This is a genomic window from Streptomyces sp. NPDC048521 (assembly GCF_043199855.1).
GTDB lineage: Bacteria > Actinomycetota > Actinomycetes > Streptomycetales > Streptomycetaceae > Streptomyces.
In genome coordinates this window covers 169,562-186,358 of the sequence record NZ_JBICWR010000001.1, presented here as the reverse complement: position 1 = coordinate 186,358, position 16,797 = coordinate 169,562, and the positions used below count along the sequence as shown (strand labels likewise).

The 16,797-nt window shown below is 70.7% G+C and carries 13 protein-coding genes; 3 read left to right on the top strand and 10 right to left on the bottom strand.

The features are described 5' to 3' along the window. Window positions 1-92 precede the first annotated feature (92 nt). The 4 genes from ACGFRF_RS00855 to ACGFRF_RS00840 all read right to left on the bottom strand — a co-directional run bounded on the left by ACGFRF_RS00855 (window position 93) and on the right by ACGFRF_RS00840 (window position 4,475). Window positions 93-302, bottom strand: coding sequence for a DUF4287 domain-containing protein (locus tag ACGFRF_RS00855; protein ID WP_393735816.1), 210 nt, complete (start codon window positions 300-302; stop codon window positions 93-95). A 96-nt stretch (window positions 303-398) separates the two neighbouring features. Continuing rightward, complete coding sequence (locus ACGFRF_RS00850) at window positions 399-1,775, bottom strand: NAD(P)/FAD-dependent oxidoreductase (protein WP_393735814.1); 1,377 nt, start codon at window positions 1,773-1,775, stop codon at window positions 399-401. A 220-nt stretch (window positions 1,776-1,995) separates the two neighbouring features. After that, window positions 1,996-2,430 (bottom strand): ATP-binding protein, encoded by a 435-nt coding sequence (locus ACGFRF_RS00845; RefSeq protein WP_393735812.1) that lies wholly within the window; start codon window positions 2,428-2,430, stop codon window positions 1,996-1,998. Between the two features lie 149 nt (window positions 2,431-2,579). Then, on the bottom strand, window positions 2,580-4,475 hold the full coding sequence (locus ACGFRF_RS00840) for an AMP-dependent synthetase/ligase (RefSeq protein ID WP_393735810.1): 1,896 nt from the start codon (window positions 4,473-4,475) through the stop codon (window positions 2,580-2,582). 151 nt (window positions 4,476-4,626) lie between these two features. Between ACGFRF_RS00840 and ACGFRF_RS00835 the strand changes: the two genes are divergently transcribed. Beyond that, window positions 4,627-4,860, top strand: a complete 234-nt coding sequence (locus tag ACGFRF_RS00835) for a DUF6480 family protein (protein WP_393735808.1) — start codon at window positions 4,627-4,629, stop codon at window positions 4,858-4,860. Window positions 4,861-4,869: 9 nt separating this feature from the next. Here the strand turns inward: ACGFRF_RS00835 and ACGFRF_RS00830 are convergent, their stop codons facing one another. The 6 genes from ACGFRF_RS00830 to ACGFRF_RS00805 all read right to left on the bottom strand — a co-directional run bounded on the left by ACGFRF_RS00830 (window position 4,870) and on the right by ACGFRF_RS00805 (window position 13,807). Then, complete coding sequence (locus ACGFRF_RS00830) at window positions 4,870-5,958, bottom strand: glutamate--cysteine ligase (protein ID WP_393735807.1); 1,089 nt, start codon at window positions 5,956-5,958, stop codon at window positions 4,870-4,872. A gap of 95 nt (window positions 5,959-6,053) precedes the next feature. After that, a complete protein-coding gene (gene glgB / locus ACGFRF_RS00825; protein WP_393735805.1) occupies window positions 6,054-8,294 on the bottom strand; it encodes a 1,4-alpha-glucan branching enzyme in 2,241 nt (746 codons plus the stop codon). 4 nt (window positions 8,295-8,298) lie between these two features. After that, on the bottom strand, window positions 8,299-9,663 hold the full coding sequence (locus ACGFRF_RS00820) for a maltokinase (protein WP_393735803.1): 1,365 nt from the start codon (window positions 9,661-9,663) through the stop codon (window positions 8,299-8,301). Window positions 9,664-9,694: 31 nt separating this feature from the next. Continuing rightward, window positions 9,695-11,413, bottom strand: coding sequence for a maltose alpha-D-glucosyltransferase (gene treS / locus ACGFRF_RS00815; protein WP_393735801.1), 1,719 nt, complete (start codon window positions 11,411-11,413; stop codon window positions 9,695-9,697). Continuing rightward, window positions 11,410-13,401 (bottom strand): alpha-1,4-glucan--maltose-1-phosphate maltosyltransferase, encoded by a 1,992-nt coding sequence (locus ACGFRF_RS00810; RefSeq protein WP_393735799.1) that lies wholly within the window; start codon window positions 13,399-13,401, stop codon window positions 11,410-11,412. Before ACGFRF_RS00810 ends, treS begins: the two co-directional genes overlap by 4 nt. A 106-nt stretch (window positions 13,402-13,507) precedes the next feature. Continuing rightward, window positions 13,508-13,807 carry a DUF5133 domain-containing protein gene (locus ACGFRF_RS00805; RefSeq protein ID WP_393735797.1) on the bottom strand — a complete coding sequence of 100 codons (300 nt, stop codon included), beginning with the start codon at window positions 13,805-13,807 and terminating at the stop codon, window positions 13,508-13,510. 303 nt (window positions 13,808-14,110) lie between these two features. Here ACGFRF_RS00805 and ACGFRF_RS00800 point away from each other — a divergent pair, with 303 nt between their 5' ends. Both ACGFRF_RS00800 and glgX read left to right on the top strand, forming a co-directional pair. After that, window positions 14,111-14,623 (top strand): pep a2, encoded by a 513-nt coding sequence (locus tag ACGFRF_RS00800; RefSeq protein ID WP_393735795.1) that lies wholly within the window; start codon window positions 14,111-14,113, stop codon window positions 14,621-14,623. Next, the gene (gene glgX, locus ACGFRF_RS00795) at window positions 14,620-16,764 is read left to right on the top strand and encodes a glycogen debranching protein GlgX (protein WP_393735793.1); all 2,145 of its coding nucleotides are present in this window, start codon (window positions 14,620-14,622) and stop codon (window positions 16,762-16,764) included. The genes ACGFRF_RS00800 and glgX overlap by 4 nt, the downstream gene beginning before the upstream one ends. Window positions 16,765-16,797 lie beyond the last annotated feature (33 nt).

Sequence of the window (16,797 nt, the reverse complement as noted above, 5' to 3'; positions counted from 1 at the left end):
ACCCGTCCCGACCGTCCCGCTGCCCTCACGCCGCCGTGCTCTCTCCCGTGCCGGAATTCGATCTACGACCCAGCATCGCACGAGAGCCGGGGTTACCTCCCTTCGGCCAGGGTCGCGGCCACCAGGGCATTGGCGTGCCCGTGCCCGAGACCGTGCTCGGACTTCAGCCAGCCGACCAGCTCCATGTGCTTCGTCAGCGGCGAGGAGCGGATCAGCTCCTGCCACTCGCCGATCGGGCGGCCGTACTTCTTCTCGATCGAGGGGAAGTAGCTCGCCGGGCCCTGCACCGTCTTCTCGGTCATGCCGTTCGTCCCGTCCGTGTGAGGTTCTGCGATCACCGGAGAAGACCGCCGACCCGGTGGAGAATGATCGGCGGTCCCTTGGTGATCCGCGTCACATCAGGGGCTGTCGACGGCCTTGCCCTCCACCCGGGCCCGGACCTGTTCCGGCGTCAGGTACGAGTCTGTGAACTCGAAGTCCTTCAAGCGGGCGGGCTTGCGGGCCTGGAAGCCGGTGCGGACGAAGTCGTCTCCGGCGACCGCGTTCAGCAGCCAGTTGGTCATCACGCGGGTCTTGGCGACGTTGGTGCGCAGCGCCGACCAGTGGTAACCGCGGGCCACCGCCTGGGCGGGCACCCCGCGCAGCTCGATGCCCAGCGGCTTGGACACGGCGTCCTTGCCGCCGAGGTCGACGACGAGCCCCAGGTCCTTGTGCACGTACGGCTGCATCGGCTGGTTGCGCAGGGTCGCGATGACGTTGTCGGCGACCTTCCTGCCCTGGCGCATGGCGTGCTGCGCGGTGGGCGGGCAGACCGCGCCCTCCTGCTCCTTGGCCACGTCGGGCACGGCGGCCGCGTCCCCGAGCGCGAAGACGCCGTCGTGGCCCGGCAGGCACATCTCCGCGGTGACGGCCAGCCGGCCGCGGACCGTCTCCGCGCCCAGCGTGGCGATCAGCGGGCTGGCGACCACGCCCGCCGTCCAGATCAGGGTGTGCGTCGGCACCACCCGTCCGTCGGTGAAGGTGACCTCCTCCGGCCCGGCCTTGTCGATCGACACGCCCAGCGAGACCTCGACGCCCCGCCGCCTGAGGATCTCCTGTGCGCTGCGGCCGAGCTTGTCGCCCAGCTCGGGCATCAGCTTGGGCGCGATGTCGATCAGGTGCCACTTGATCAGGCCCGGGTCCAGGCGCGGATAGCGCTGTACGGCGGCGTGCGTGAGCCGTTGCAGGCAGGCCGCGGTCTCGGTGCCGGCGTATCCGCCGCCGACGACCACGAACTGCAGCCGCGCGGCCCGCTCGGCCGGGTCGTCGCTGGCGTCGGCGAGGTCGAGCTGCGAGATGACGTGGTCGCGGATGTACGCGGCCTCGGCGAGCGTCTTCATCCCGAAGGCGTGCTCGGTCAGTCCCGGGATGTCGAAGGTGCGGGTCACGCTGCCCGGTGCCAGCACGATGTAGTCGTAGGGCTCGTTGACGATCTTGTCGGTGATGGTGCGGACGACGCACACCTTGGCCTTGAGGTCCACCCCGATCGCGCCGCCCGGGATGATGCGGGTGCGGTACTTCCTGCTGCGGCGCAGCGACACGGCGATCGACTGCGGCGTGAGCACGCCGGAGGCGACCTGGGGGAGCAAGGGTAGGTAGAGCTGGTAGGCGAACGGCGTCACCAGGGTGACGTCGGCCTCGTCGGGGGCGAGTTTCCGCTCCAGGCGGCGGACGCACTCGACTCCGGCGAAGCCTGCGCCAACCACCAGGATCCTGGGTCGTGTCACGGTGTTCATCCCTTTCTGCGGCTCCGGGCGGTTCCACTCGACGCCGTTCGCATGCCCTGGATCGCTGTGCGCCAACGTCGATCCCACCGTGGCCCGAGCCGTTCCGCCAGCCGGGTGCGGCAGGCAGACGAACGCGTGGGCACCAGCATGCCCCCGCTCCGGCCGGACTAACCGGTTGTCGCACAGATACACGTCGCACACGTGCCGGGCCTGCCCGATCCGCGTGCCGTCACCAGGGCAGGAACACGTGGATGTCCTTGCCACCGTCGTGGACGACCACGCTGACCTGGGTGCACAGCGTGTGCACCAGATGCCAGCCGATCCCGCCACCGCCCGTCCGCGGATGGAAGGGCCGCGGCTCCGGTTTGGTCGTGCTCGTGTCGCGCATCGTCACGTGCACGCCGTCGAACGTGCGGCGCATGCGCAGGTCGAACGGCCCGGGCGCGTACTGGATGACATTGGCGGCCAGTTCGGTCACGACCAGCAGGATGTCGTCCCAGTACTCGTGCGTCCCCGGCGGCGCGTCCCTGGCCAGGGCGCACAGGAAATCCTCCGCGGCGAGCCGCGCCTCCGTGACGTTGCGCAGCTCACCCCCGAAGGAGAACGTACGCTCGTACCTCTCCTCCGAGGGCGGTGTGTCGTCCCAACGCGGCTCCGTCGCCATCTCGCATTCCCCGGTCCCGGCCGCGGAGGGGGTTCCCGGCCCCTCCGGCCACGGACGGTCGTCGTTGCTGATCTCTTTCTGCGTGGCGGGTTCCCACAGCCCGGCAGGCTATCCGTCCGGCTCGGGACATCGCTTCGTACGGCACCCGCTCAGCGGAAGACATCGTCCGGCTCGTCCCAGTCGGCCGGTTCCCGCGCTCCCCGCCGGGCCTGGGAACGCGCCTCGTACATCGCCTCGATCTCGGCGGCATAGTGCCGCACGATGGCGTCCCGGCGCAGCTTCAGGGACGGTGTGAGCAGCCCGTTGTCCGGGGCGAACGGTTCCGGAAGGACCCGGTAGACCCTGATGGACTCCGCACGGGACACGGTGTTGTTGGCCGAGGCCACGGCCCGCGCGATCTCCTCGCGCAGCGCGTTCTCCTCCCGGCTCTCCCGGCCCGGGAGGTCGCCCTGCAGGGCCAGCGCCGCCCGCCAGTGTCCGAGGAACTCCGGATCCAAGGTGATGAGGGCGCCGACGCAGGGCCGGTCGTCGCCGATCACCACCGCCTGGTGGACCAGTGGATGCATCCGCAGCCGCTGCTCCAGCGGGGCCGGGGCGACGCTCTTGCCGCCGCTGGTGACGATGATGTCCTTCTTGCGCCCGGTGATCGTCAGGTAGCCCTCGGAGTCCAGCCGCCCGATGTCCCCGGTGGCGAGCCAGCCGCCGCGCAGCGCCGCCCGCGTCGCCGCCTCGTCGCTGACGTAGCCCTGGAACACCGACGGCCCGCGCACCAGGATCTCCCCGTCGTCGGCCACCTGGACCTCGGTGCCCGGCAGCGGCCGGCCCACGGTCCCGGACTTCTCACGGCCGAGCGGCTGCATGGTGATCCCGCCGGAGGACTCGGTCAGCCCGTACCCGTCGTGGACGTACACGCCGATGCCCTCGTAGAACAGGGACAGTTCGCGGTTGAGCGAGGAACCGCCGGAGGTGCCGCGCAGGACGCGGCCGCCGAGCGCCGCGCGCAGTCTGCGGTACACCGTCCGTTCGTACAGGGCGTGTTGCAGCCTGAGGTCGAACCCGGGGCCCGCACCGGTGCCCAGCCTGCGGCGTTCCTCGGCCGCGGCGAAGTCCCGCGCGGTCTGCGCGGCCCGCTCGAACAGCGCGCCGCGGCCCGCCCGTTCCGCGGCCCGTAGGAAGTTCTTGTACAGCTTCTCGAACAGCGACGGCACGCCGTACAGATAGGTCGGCCGGAACGTGGTCAGCGCCGACACCAGCGCCGCCTCGGTCAGCTCCGGCTCGTGCGCCATCAGCACCCCGCCGCGCACACACGTCAGCATGATCATCATGCCGTAGACGTGGGAGAACGGCAGGAAGGCCAGGACGGAGGGCTGCACGCCCGGCGGCGCGGCGGTGTGCGCCCAGCCCGCCAGCAGGGTGTCGCAGGGGTAGGCGAGGCCGCGGTGGCTCAGCGCGCACCCCACGGGACGGCCCGAGGTGCCGGAGGTGTAGACGACGGCCGCCGTGGAGTCCGGCAGCACGATCCGGCGCAGCGACTCCACGGTGGTGTACGGCACCACGGAGCCCCGCTCGACGAGTTCGCGCGGCGCGCCCGCGTCGAGCTGCCAGACGTGCCGCAGCCGCGGCAGCCTGGTGCACACGGTGCCGACGGTCATCACGCCCTGCTCGTCCTCGACGACCACGGCCACGCAGCCGGCGTCCCGCAGGATCCATTCGACCTGGTCGCGCGAGGAGGCCGGATGGATCGGCACGACCTCGGCGCCCACGGCCCACAGCGCGTGGCTGAACACCGTCCACTCGTAGCGGGTACGCGCCATCAGGGCCACCCGGTGACCGGGCGAGATCCCGGTGGCGATCAGCCCCTTGGCCAGGTCGATCACCTCGTCGCGCACCTCGACGGCCGTCACCTCCTCCCACCCGGTGGCGGGGTCCGCGCGGCGCGCGAGGAGTGGCAGCGTCGGACTCCGGTCCGCCGTGTCGAAGAGGCTGTCGGCGAGGCCGCCGGTGAGCGGCGGGGTGACGGCTGGAGCGAGGGCGACGTCCCGCATGCACTGCTCCCGGGGTGTACGGAGGGTCACTCCGCCGACCGTCTCGGTGTCGGCGGTGCTCGAATGTAGCCCAGGTGAGCGCGTTCGGTGCCGGGAACGCAGAAGTCGTGATCGGCTGATGATGTCGGCGTGTTCTGGGGACTCGGGGGACATGAGCCATGTGAACCCCGATCCGGAGCCCGAGCGCACCACCGGGCTGGAGCCCGGAGGCGGAGTCCCGCCCGGCGAGACCCCGCCCGCCGAGAGCAGCCTGCCCGAGACCGGGCCCCGGGAACCGCACGTCCAGAGCAGAGGCTGGGCCAAGGCGCCGCTGACCCTGATCCTCCTCCTCGTCGCCCTGATCGCGGCCTTCTTCCTGGTGTACGCCCTGGTGCTGATCCTGTGACCCGGTCGGTCAGCCCTGGGTGTGGCGCACGCACGCGCTGACGACGTCCCGCAGGCTGTCGGTGCGCTCCAGCAGCCTGCGCTGCTCGCGTGCGCCGTTGCCCGTCCGCAGCAGCTTCTCCACGGCCTGCTCGGCACCGACCGCGTCGCCGCTGTCGGTGAGCGCGTCCGCGGTGTGCTTCAGCAGGGCGCGCAGCACGTCCGCGGCCGGCAGGGGCCGCAGGGTCACCGGGTCGAGCAGCTCACCCTCGAGGCCCGAGCGGGCGGCCTGCCAGGCGGCGAGCCTGAGCAGGCTGACGCTGTGGTCCAGCGGCGGCACGCCGTTCCGCCACTCCCGTGCGGCGGTCTCCACCAGGGCGCGGGTCAGCGTGGCGATGAGCACCGGGGTCTCCGCGCACAGGCACACGTCCGACACCCGGATCTCCACCGTCGGGTAGTGGGCGGACAGGCGTGCGTCGAAGTAGGCCATCCCCTCGTCGAGGATGGCGCCGGTGGCCACCATGTCCGCCACCCGCCGGTGGTACCGCTCGGGCGAGCCGAACAGCTCGGTCGGCCCGGCCGACGGCCAGCGCTCCCACACCCGGCTGCGGTAGCTGGCGTAGCCGGTGTCCCGGCCCTGCCAGAAGGGGGAGTTGGCGCTGATCGCGGTCAGCACCGGCAGCCAGGGGCGGATCCGGTCGAGGACCGCGACGCCCTCCTCGTCGGACTCCACGGAAACATGCACATGACAGCCACAGACCAGCTGCTCCCGGGTGCCGACCCCGTACCGCTCGGCCAGCCACTGGTACCGCTCGTTCACGGTGAGGGAGGGGCTGACCGGGAGCGGGGAGGTGGCGAGCGCGGCGACCGCGCAGCCGATCTCCCCGGCGTGCCGGGCCGCCTCCTTGCGGCAGCGGACGATCTCGTCGCCGAGGGCCGCCATGTCCGACTGCGGATGCGTGGCGAACTCCAGCATCTGCCCGAACAGCTCCTTCTCGAACACGTCCTGTCCGGGATCGTCATGGGCGGCTCGAGCGAGTACGGCCGCCGCCAGCGCCTTCGGGTCGCCGCTGTCCGGATCGACCAGAAGGAGTTCCTCCTCCACTCCGACGGTGCGCACGTGGTGCCGCCCTTCTGTCCGTGCCGCAAGGGGCAGTCGCGGGTCTGTCTGTAGACCCCGACTGCCCCTGGTACCGCCGCCGACACCTGCGGCTTTCAGCGCTGTGGTGTCAGCCAGACCGTGGCGAGCGGCGGGAGCGTGAGGTTCAGGAACCCGTCCGCCGGCTTCAGCGGCCCGTCGGCGCCGACCCCGCTGCCGCCGTAGCGGACGTCGTCCGTGTTCAGCTCCTCCTGCCAGGCGGGCACCTCGTCGGGCACCCACAGCCGGTAGTCGTGCCGGACGACGGGGGAGAAGTTCGACACCGCCAGCAGCGGGGACCCCTCCGTGTCGTAGCGCAGGAACGCGAAGACGTTGTCGTCCGCCGCGTCGCACAGCACCCACCGGAAGCCGCCCGGGTCGGTGTCCCGCCGCCACAGCGCGGGCGTCGCCCGGTACCGCTCGTTCAGGTCTCGCACGAGCTGCTGCACGCCCCGGTGATCACCGGCGGAGTGGTAGTCGTCGCCGAGCAGCCACCACTCCGGGCCGTGCGCCTCGGACCACTCGGCGCCCTGGGCGAACTCCTGCCCCATGAACAGGAGCTGCTTGCCCGGGTGGGCCCACATGAAGCCGAGGTAGGCGCGGTGGTTGGCGCGCCGCTGCCACCAGTCGCCCGGCATCTTCGACACCAGCGCCTGCTTGCCGTGCACGACCTCGTCGTGGGAGATCGGCAGCACGTAGTTCTCGCTGTAGGCGTACACCATCGAGAAGGTCATCTCGTTGTGGTGGTACTTGCGGTGCACCGGCTCCTTCTGGACGTACTCCAGCGAGTCGTGCATCCAGCCCATGTTCCACTTCAGCCCGAAGCCGAGCCCACCGCTGTCCGTCGGCCGGGTCACCCCGTCCCACGCGGTGGACTCCTCGGCGATGGTCACCACGCCGGGGCAGCGCCGGTAGACGGTGGCGTTCATCTCCTGGAGGAAGGCGACCGCGTCCAGGTCCTCCCGCCCGCCGAAGACGTTCGGCTCCCACTGACCGGAGTCCCGCGAGTAGTCCAGGTAGAGCATGGAGGCGACGGCGTCCACGCGCAGCCCGTCGATGTGGAACTCCTGGCACCAGTACACCGCGTTGGCGACCAGGAAGTTGCGCACCTCGGTCCGCCCGTAGTCGAACTCGTACGTGCCCCAGTCCGGGTGCTCGGCCCGCCGCCAGTCCCCGGGCTCGTACAGCGGGTCCCCGTCGAACCGCGCCAGTGCCCAGTCGTCCTTCGGGAAGTGCGCGGGCACCCAGTCCATGATCACGCCGATGCCGGCCCGGTGCAGCGCGTCCACCAGGTACCTGAAGTCGTCCGGCGAGCCGAGCCGGGGCGTCGGCGCGTAGTAGGAGGTGACCTGGTAGCCCCAGGAGCCGCTGAACGGATGACCGGCGACCGGCATCAGCTCCACATGCGTGAAGCCCATCTCCTTGACGTACGCGGGCAGTTCCTCCGCCAGCTGACGGTAGGTCGCTCCCGGCCGCCACGACGGCAGATGCACCTCGTACACCGAGAACGGCGCCTCGTGCACCGGGGTGTCACCGCGGTGCGCCATCCACTCCGAGTCGCCCCACTCGTGGTGCGAGGCCGTCACGATCGACGCCGTGTCCGGCGGTACCTCCGTGCACCGCGCCATCGGGTCGGCCTTGAGAAAACGATGGCCGTAGCGGGAGGTGATCTCGAACTTGTACCGGGCGCCCTCGCCGATCCCGGGCAGGAACAGCTCCCACACCCCGGACGCGCCGAGCGAGCGCATCGGGTACTGGGTGCCGTCCCAGTACGTGAACTCCCCGGCCACCCGCACGCCCTGGGCGTTCGGCGCCCACACGGTGAAGCGGGTTCCTGCCACACCCTCGTGGGTCATCGGCTCCGCGCCGAGCGCCTGCCACAGCTGCTCGTGCCGGCCCTCCCGGATCAGATGCAGGTCCAGCTCGCCGAGGGCGGGCAGGAAGCGGTACGGGTCGTGCACCTCCTGCTCGGTGTCGTCGTACGCCACCAGCAGCGTGTACGACGGGACCTCCGGGTAGGGGAGGACGGCCGCGAAGAGACCGTCGCCCTCCGACTCGAGCTTGTTGCGCATGCCGTCGACCACGACGCTCACCGACCGCGCGTTCGGGCGCAGCGCCCGGAACAGGGTGCCGCCCTCGACCGGGTGGGCGCCCAGCAGGGCGTGCGGATCGTGGTGCGCGCCGCCCAGCAGACGGCCGCGGTCGGCGGGGTCGAGCGCAGCGAGACGGGCGTCCCCCCGGACGACGTCCGGGGGAGCAACGGCCGCGGGCGGTCTGGGGCCCGCGGCCTCCGGGCGCGTGGTGTCGCGCAGTGCCATGACGTCAGCCTCCCCACACGGCGAGTCGCTTGATCGCCGCCATCGGTACCGGCAGCCAGTCCGGTCGGTGTCTCGCCTCGTACAGCACCTCGTAGACCGCCCTGTCCGTCTCGTGCGCGCGCAGGAGCGCGTGCTTCTTGCGTGGATCCCAGCCGGCACGGGCCGCGTAGCCCGCACAGAACGCCTCCCGGCAGCGGCGCGCCCATTCGGGTCGCCAGGGGCGGCGCTGCCGGGCCGCGTAGTCGAAGGAGCGCAGCATCCCGGCCACATCGCGCACCGGGGACTGCGGGGCCCGCCGCTCGGCGAGCGGCCGGGAGGGTTCGCCCTCGAAGTCGATCACGAACCAGTCGCGGCCGGCCCGCAGCACCTGCCCGAGGTGCAGATCGCCGTGGATGCGCTGGGCGGGCGGCCCGGTGTCGCACGTGGCGAGCGCTCCGAACGCGGCCCGCAGGCCGGGCACGAAGGGCCGCAGCCCGGGTACGGCGTGCGCGGCGGCGTCCAGCCGCGCACACATCGCCTCGGCCGTACGGCCGTTCTCACCCGGTCCGGCCGGCGGGAACGCATCGGCCAGCGCCAGGTGCACCTCCGCCATGGCGCGGCCCAGTTCGCGGGCCTCGGCGGTGAAGTCGTCGCCGGCGGCGAGCGCCTGCAGCGCCAGCGTCCAGCCGTCGGTGGCGTCCGGCAGGAACGGCTGCAGCACCCCGAGCGTGGCCGGGCGGGGTGCGCTCGTCCAGAACCAGGCCACCGGCGCGGGCACCCGGGTGCAGCCCTGCGCGGCCAGCGCGGCCGACACCTCCAGGTCCGGGTTGACGCCCGGCTGGATGCGGCGGAAGACCTTCAGGATGTACGCGTCGCCGTAGACGATCGACGAGTTGGACTGCTCGGCGTCCAGCAGGCGCGGCGGCAGCCCCCCCGGCAGGTGTGCGGCCGGATCGGCCTGGAAGCACAGCGGGCCCGCCGCGCCGGGCTGTCGCAGCCGCTCCAGCAGCAGATGGGCCGAGCGCGGGTCGTGCAGCGCGTCGTAGACCGCGAGCCCGGCCAGCGGACCTTCGCTCGCCCGTCCGATGAACGCCCGCTCCAGCCGCGGCGCCAGGTGCTCGCGCAGCCCCAGCAGCAACTGGTAGCAGTCCCCGGGCGGGGGAGTGCCGCCGGGCGTCGGCACGGGCGCGTGCGAGGCGTGCACCAGCAGATGCAGACACCCCGAGAACAGCTCGGTCACGGACAGCACCGAAAGATCGGTGACGGGCCGGTCCTTGCCCGCGAACCAGCGTTGCCTCGGCAACCACTCACGCAACAGCGCACCGAGCGAGACCAGGGGGCCGTCGACGCCGACGGCGGTTCTCGGTCGGGGAGTGATGGTCTTCGGCATGGTGACGCGTCCTTTCCTCGGCGCCGGGAGGTCAGCGGCGGCGGCCGATGCGGGATGCGACTCGGGTGAGCCGGAACCAGTAGAAGCCGTGGCCTTGCAGAGTCAGCAGGTAGGGCAGTTCACCGATGGCGGGGAAGCGGACCCCGCCGATCAGTTCCACCGGGTGCCGTCCGTCGTAGGCCCGCAGATCGAGTTCGGTGGGCTGTGCGAAGCGGGAGAAGTTGTTCACGCACAGCACCAGGTCGTCGCCGTACTCGCGCAGGAACGCCAGGACCGCCGGGTTGGAGGACGGCAGTTCCGTGAACGAGCCGAGTCCGAAGGCGGGGTTCTGCTTGCGGATCTCGATCATGCGGCGCGTCCAGTGCAGCAGGCTGGACGGGGAGGACATGGAGGCTTCCACGTTGGTGACCTGGTAGCCGTAGACCGGGTCCATGATCGTGGGCAGGTAGAGGCGTCCCGGATCGCAGGTCGAGAAGCCCGCGTTGCGGTCGGGGGTCCACTGCATCGGGGTGCGGACGGCGTCGCGGTCGCCGAGCCAGATGTTGTCGCCCATGCCGATCTCGTCGCCGTAGTAGAGGATCGGCGAGCCGGGCAGGGAGAGCAGCAGGGCGGTGAACAGCTCGATCTGGTTGCGGTCGTTGTCGAGCAGGGGCGCGAGGCGGCGGCGGATGCCGATGTTGGCGCGCATCCGTGGGTCCTTGGCGTACTCGGCCCACATGTAGTCGCGTTCCTCGTCGGTGACCATCTCGAGGGTCAGCTCGTCGTGGTTGCGCAGGAAGATGCCCCACTGGCAGCCGGAGGGGATGGCCGGTGTCTTGGCGAGGATCTCGGAGACGGGGTAGCGCGATTCACGCCGTACGGCCATGAAGATCCGTGGCATGACGGGGAAGTGGAAGGCCATGTGGCACTCGTCGCCGCCGGAGGCGTAGTCGCCGAAGTAGTCGACGACGTCCTCGGGCCACTGGTTGGCCTCCGCCAGCAGCACGGTGTCGGGGTACTGGGCGTCGATCTCCTTGCGGACCCGCCTGAGGAACTCGTGGGTGGCCGGCAGGTTCTCGCAGTTGGTGCCCTCTTCCGCGTAGAGATAGGGGACCGCGTCGAGGCGGTAGCCGTCGATGCCGAGGTCCAGCCAGAACTTCAGCGCGGCCAGGATCTCCTCCTGCACGGCCGGGTTCTCGTAGTTCAGGTCCGGCTGGTGGGAGAAGAAGCGGTGGAAGTAGTACTGGCCGCGCACCGGGTCGAAGGTCCAGTTGGACGCCTCGGTGTCGACGAAGATGATCCGCGCGTCCTCGTACTGCTTGTCGTCGTCGGCCCACATGTAATAGTCGCCGTAGGGGCCGTCGGGATTCTTGCGGGACTCCTGGAACCACGGGTGCTGGTCGCTGGTGTGGTTCATGACGAAGTCGATGATCACGCGCATGCCGCGCTGGTGGGCGGCGTCCACGAACTCCACGAAGTCGGCGAGGTCACCGAACTCGGGCAGTACGGCGGTGTAGTCGGAGACGTCGTAACCGCCGTCCCGCAGCGGGGATTTGAAGAACGGCGGCAGCCACAGGCAGTCCACGCCGAGCCATTGCAGATAGTCGAGCTTGGCGGTCAGGCCCTTCAGGTCGCCGACGCCGTCGCCGTTGCTGTCCTGGAAGGAGCGGACGAGGACCTCGTAGAAGACGGCGCGCTTGAACCACTCCGGATCCCGGTCCTTGGCGGGAGTGTCCTCGAAGGTGTCCAGTACGGGTTCGTTGACGGTCATGACGCTGCGGGCCCTCCGATCTGGGGCGTCGATCGCCCGACGTGGAGCACGTGCGCCGGCGTCCGGCCGGGCGTGAGACGCACGTAGTTGGTCCTGCCCCAGTGGAACGTCTCGCCCGTCAGTTCGTCGTGCACGGGCAGGGCGGCGTCCCAGTCCAGGCCGAGTTGCGGCATGTCCAACGAGACCGTGGCCTCCTGGGTGTGGTGCGGGTCGAGGTTCACGACCACGATGACCGTGTCCGTTCCCGTGCTCTTGCTGTAGGCGAGCACGGCGTCGTTGTCGGTCCGGTGGAAGCGGAGGTTCCGCAGGCGCTGTAGCGCGGGGTGCTGCCGGCGAATGCCGTTCAGCCGGGTGACGAGCGGCGCGATGGTCCGCCCCTCGCGTTCCGCGGCCGCCCAGTCCCGTGGCTTGAGCTGGTACTTCTCCGAGTCCAGGTACTCCTCGCCGCCCTCCCTGAGCGGGGTGTTCTCGCACAGCTCGTAGCCGCTGTAGATGCCCCAGGCGGGGGAGAGGGTCGCGGCGAGCACGGCCCGCACCTCGAAGGCCGGCCGGCCCCCCTGCTGCAGGTAGGCGTGCAGGATGTCGGGGGTGTTGGCGAAGAAGTTCGGCCGCATGTAGGCCGCCGCCTCACCCGACAGCTCCGTCAGGTACTCCGTCAGCTCCTGCTTGCTGTTGCGCCAGGTGAAGTACGTGTACGACTGCTGGAAGCCGATCTGCGCGAGGGTGTGCATCATCGCCGGGCGGGTGAACGCCTCGGCCAGGAAGATCACATCCGGGTCCTTGCGGTTGATCTCCGCGATGACCCGCTCCCAGAAGACGACCGGCTTGGTGTGCGGGTTGTCGACGCGGAAGATCCGCACCCCGTGGTCCATCCAGTGCCGCAGGACGCGAACCGTTTCCGCGACCAGGCCGTCCATGTCCGCGTCGAAGGCGACGGGGTAGATGTCCTGGTACTTCTTCGGCGGGTTCTCGGCGTAGGCGATCGTGCCGTCGGGGCGGTGGTGGAACCACTCGGGATGCTTGTGCACCCACGGGTGGTCGGGAGAGCACTGCAACGCGAAGTCGAGCGCGATCTCCAGGCCCAGCTTCTCCGCCTCGCCGACGAAGAAGTCGAAGTCCTCGATCGTGCCGAGATCCGGGTGGACGGCGTCATGACCGCCCTCCGGCGACCCGATCGCCCAGGGCACGCCCACGTCCTCCGGCCCGGCGGTGAGGGTGTTGTTGCGGCCCTTCCGGAACGTGGTGCCGATCGGATGGATCGGAGGCAGGTAGACGACGTCGAAGCCCATGTCCGCGATCGGCTTCAGCCGGCGCGCCGCGGTACGGAAGGTGCCGTGCGGCTCCTCGACGGTGCCCTCCGAACGCGGGAAGAACTCGTACCAGGAGCCGTACAGCGCGCGTTCCCGCTCGACCAGCAGCGGCATCGGGTCCGAGGCCGTCACCAGTTCCCGCAGCGGATACCGGGCGAGGACCGCTTCCACCTCCGGGGCCAGGGCCGCCTTCAGACGGTCGTGCACCGACAGGGAGTCGTCACCGAGAGCGTGTGCGGCGGCCAGCACCAGGTTCCGCTCCACCCCCTTGGGCACGCCGGCGGCCGCACGCTCGTACAGCTCCGCGCCCTCCTCCAGGACCAGGCCGGTGTCGATCCCGGCCGGCACCTTGACGGACGCCGTGTGCCGCCAGGTCGCCAGCGGATGGCTCCACGCCTCCACGCGGAACGTCCAGCGGCCCGTCACGTCCGGCGTGATCTCCGCTCCCCAGCGGTCGCTGCCGGGGGACAGCTCCCGCATCGGTGTCCAGGGGCCGCGCCGGCCCTTGGGATCGCGCAGGACCACATTGGCGCCCACGGCATCGTGCCCTTCACGGAACACGGTGGCCGTGACCTCGAAGGTCTCACCGACCACCGCCTTCGCCGGGCGCCTGCCGCACTCCACGGCCGGCCGGACGTCACGTACCGGTACACGGCCGATGGCCGGAGTCCTGCGCATGTATCTCACCTCCGCCGTGCGCGAAGCCGGGCACCGGGCCCGGCTTCGCGATCCGAGTCGGGCCGACGATGTCGGTCCCGTGGGGAACGCCTTGTACGGTGCCAGGTCAGGGGCTTGGCGCCGTGGAACGCCGCTCCGGTGGCGACGTTCTTCTGGCCGCCCGGCGTGGCTGCGGCCGTCCGTCCTGCTCGCGCAGGTAGGTGACCAGGTTGGTGCGCAGATAGCGCTCGGCGGCGTCCGCGGCCTCGCGGGCGCAACGTTTGCCCATCAGAACGCACAGCGTGTACCCCGAGTCCTCGAAGGTGGCCCGGACCGTGCGGTCGTGGGGCGAGGCGAGCATCGCGCGCTCCCAGGCCCGGTAACGCCGCAACTGCCGGGCCACTTCGGCCTTGGCGGGTAGCAGCATCGCCCTCTTCACCCTCCACGCTCTCGACTGGGCGCGTTCCCGACGGTCGGGTGGTGTCCGCGCACGGGGAGGCACGGCACCGTTACGGCGATCGAGGCTTTCACTTATGGTGCACGCGCGACGACGCAGCGTCTTGTTGGAGCTTCAACCATTAGTGGTGTCGGGTGCTCGTGTTGCACGAATGGCGTAGCGGCCGCACCGTGGAGGTGACTCAGAAGCGATCAGCGCTCACGCTATGTGTCCGGGATCCCTCCCGGACAGGGCGAGGGGAGCGAGAGCTTCGCCGGTGAGGAGCAAGCGACGATGAAGACCGCAGTGCCCTGCTACTACCACCTCGATGTGGAAGTCAGCCCCGAACGGGTGGTACAGGTCAGCCGCATCCTGGCCGCCCACCTCCGCTACTGGGACCTCGACAACCTCGTGGATCCCGTCTGCCGCGGCGCGGAACTGCTGCTGCGGGCGATCGACGAGCACGCCAGCGACAAGCACACCTCGATCGAGATGTGGTGGAACGGCCAGCACCTCATCACCGCCTTCGGCGGCAACGACCCCGATCTGCGCCCCGACCAGGACCTGCGGGCCTGCCTGGCCGACATCGCCGCGATGAGCGACGGCTGGGGCTGCTGCGCCTCGGACACCGGCAGCAAGATCATCTGGTTCTCGCAGCGCGCCCGCGCCGGCCAGCGCGTCCCGCTGGTGCCCCTCGCCCCCGCCCCCACCCTGCGCACGGGCCTGAAAGTGCCGCGCGAGGAGCCGGTCGCCGTACTGGCCGCGCCGGCGCCCGCCGGTGACGACGCCCTGGAGGGCAGCCGGTGACCGCCCGCAAGAGCCGCAAAGGGGTGCCCGTGTGGAGCGGGCACCCCTACCCCTTGGGTGCCGCGTTCGACGGGCAGGGCACCAACTTCGCCCTGTTCAGCGAGGTCGCCGAGCGTGTCGAGCTGATCCTCGTCGACGACGCCGGCACCGAGACCCCCGTCCGGCTGCACGAGGTCGACGGATTCGTCTGGCACGGCTATCTGCCCGGCGTCGGCCCCGGCCAGCGCTACGGCTACCGGGTGCACGGACCCTGGCAGCCCTCGCTCGGCCACCGCTGCAACCCGGCGAAGCTGCTGCTCGACCCGTACGCCCGTGCCGTGGACGGCCAGATCGACAACCACGCCTCCCTGTACGAGCGTGCCCCGGACGGCCCCGCCCCGGCCGACAGCGCCGGCCACTCCATGCTGGGCGTGGTCACCGACCCGTACTTCGACTGGGGCGACGACCGCCCGCCGCGGACGCCGTACGCGGACTCGGTGATCTACGAGGCCCATGTGCGCGGTCTGACCCGCACCCACCCGGACGTCCCCGAACGGCTGCGCGGCACCTACGCCGGCCTCGCCCACCCCTCGGTGACCGAGCACCTGACCTCGCTCGGCGTCACCGCGGTGGAGCTGATGCCGGTCCACCAGTTCGTGCAGGACGGTGTGCTCCAGGACCGCGGCCTGTCCAACTACTGGGGCTACAACACCATCGGCTTCTTCGCCCCGCACAACGACTACGCCGCCTTCGGCAGCCGGGGCCAGCAGGTCAACGAGTTCAAGGCCATGGTGAAGGCACTGCACGCGGCCGGCCTCGAAGTGATCCTCGACGTGGTCTACAACCACACCGCGGAGGGCAACGAGATGGGCCCCACGCTGTCCTTCCGGGGCATCGACAACGCCTCCTACTACCGCCTCGTCGACGGCGACTGGGCGCACTACTACGACACCACCGGCACCGGCAACAGCCTGCTGATGCGGCACCCCTACGTGCTCCAGCTGATCATGGACTCGCTGCGGTACTGGGTCACCGAGATGCACGTCGACGGCTTCCGCTTCGACCTCGCGGCCACGCTGGCACGGCAGTTCCACGAGGTGGACCGGCTCTCGGCGTTCTTCGACCTGATCCAGCAGGACCCGGTGATCAGCCGCGTCAAACTGATCGCCGAGCCCTGGGACGTGGGGGAGGGCGGCTACCAGGTGGGCAACTTCCCGCCGCTGTGGTCGGAGTGGAACGGCAAGTACCGGGACGCCGTACGGGACTTCTGGCGGGGCGAACCCGGCTCGCTCGGCGAGTTCGCCTCCCGGCTGACCGGTTCCTCCGACATCTACCAGCACAGCAGGCGCCGACCGCGCGCGAGCGTCAACTTCGTCACCGCGCACGACGGTTTCACGCTGCGCGACCTCGTGTCGTACAACGACAAGCACAACACGGCCAACGGCGAGGACAACCGGGACGGCGAGAGCCACAACCGGTCCTGGAACTGCGGTGTGGAGGGCGACACCGACGATCCGGCCGTGCTCGAACTGCGGGCCCGCCAGCAGCGCAACCTGCTGGCCACGCTGCTGCTCTCGCAGGGCATCCCGATGCTCTGCCACGGCGACGAACTCGGGCGCACCCAGCGCGGCAACAACAACGCCTACTGCCAGGACAACGAGATCTCCTGGATCGACTGGGAGCCGACCGACGAGCAGCAGAGCCTCGCCGACTTCACCCGGCACGTGATCGCCCTGCGGGCCGCCCACCCGGTGCTGCGCCGCCGGCGCTTCTTCCGCGGCGAGACCGCGACCCATGCCGACCAGCCCCTGCCGGACCTGATGTGGCTGCGCCCCGACGCCCGCGAGATGACCGGCCGGGACTGGCAGCGCGGCGACGCGCACTCGGTCGGTGTGTTCCTCAACGGCGACGCCATCGCCGAACGCGACTCCTACGGGCGCCGCATGGTCGACGACTCCTTCCTGCTGCTCGTCAACGGCTACTGGGAGCCCGTCGACTTCCGGCTGCCCGACGCCTCCTTCGGTGAGCGCTGGACCACCCTGATCGACACCGCGGAGCCGGACGGCATCCCCGACGAGCGCGAACGCAAGGCCGGTACGAAGGTCCACGTGGAGGCGCGCAGCCTGATCCTGCTGTCCAGACCGTCACGAGCCACGAGCTAGCGGGGCCGGCCCAGGAGGGGCCGGCGCCGGGGG

Coding starts and splice junctions, on each gene's coding strand:
- ACGFRF_RS00855 (WP_393735816.1), bottom strand. CDS start 302: ATGACCGAGAAGACGGTGCAGGGCCCGGCGAGCTACTTCCCCTCGATC.
- ACGFRF_RS00850 (WP_393735814.1), bottom strand. CDS start 1,775: ATGAACACCGTGACACGACCCAGGATCCTGGTGGTTGGCGCAGGCTTC.
- ACGFRF_RS00845 (WP_393735812.1), bottom strand. CDS start 2,430: ATGGCGACGGAGCCGCGTTGGGACGACACACCGCCCTCGGAGGAGAGG.
- ACGFRF_RS00840 (WP_393735810.1), bottom strand. CDS start 4,475: ATGCGGGACGTCGCCCTCGCTCCAGCCGTCACCCCGCCGCTCACCGGC.
- ACGFRF_RS00835 (WP_393735808.1), top strand. CDS start 4,627: ATGAGCCATGTGAACCCCGATCCGGAGCCCGAGCGCACCACCGGGCTG.
- glgB (WP_393735805.1), bottom strand. CDS start 8,294: ATGGCACTGCGCGACACCACGCGCCCGGAGGCCGCGGGCCCCAGACCG.
- ACGFRF_RS00820 (WP_393735803.1), bottom strand. CDS start 9,663: ATGCCGAAGACCATCACTCCCCGACCGAGAACCGCCGTCGGCGTCGAC.
- treS (WP_393735801.1), bottom strand. CDS start 11,413: ATGACCGTCAACGAACCCGTACTGGACACCTTCGAGGACACTCCCGCC.
- ACGFRF_RS00810 (WP_393735799.1), bottom strand. CDS start 13,401: ATGCGCAGGACTCCGGCCATCGGCCGTGTACCGGTACGTGACGTCCGG.
- ACGFRF_RS00805 (WP_393735797.1), bottom strand. CDS start 13,807: ATGCTGCTACCCGCCAAGGCCGAAGTGGCCCGGCAGTTGCGGCGTTAC.
- ACGFRF_RS00800 (WP_393735795.1), top strand. CDS start 14,111: ATGAAGACCGCAGTGCCCTGCTACTACCACCTCGATGTGGAAGTCAGC.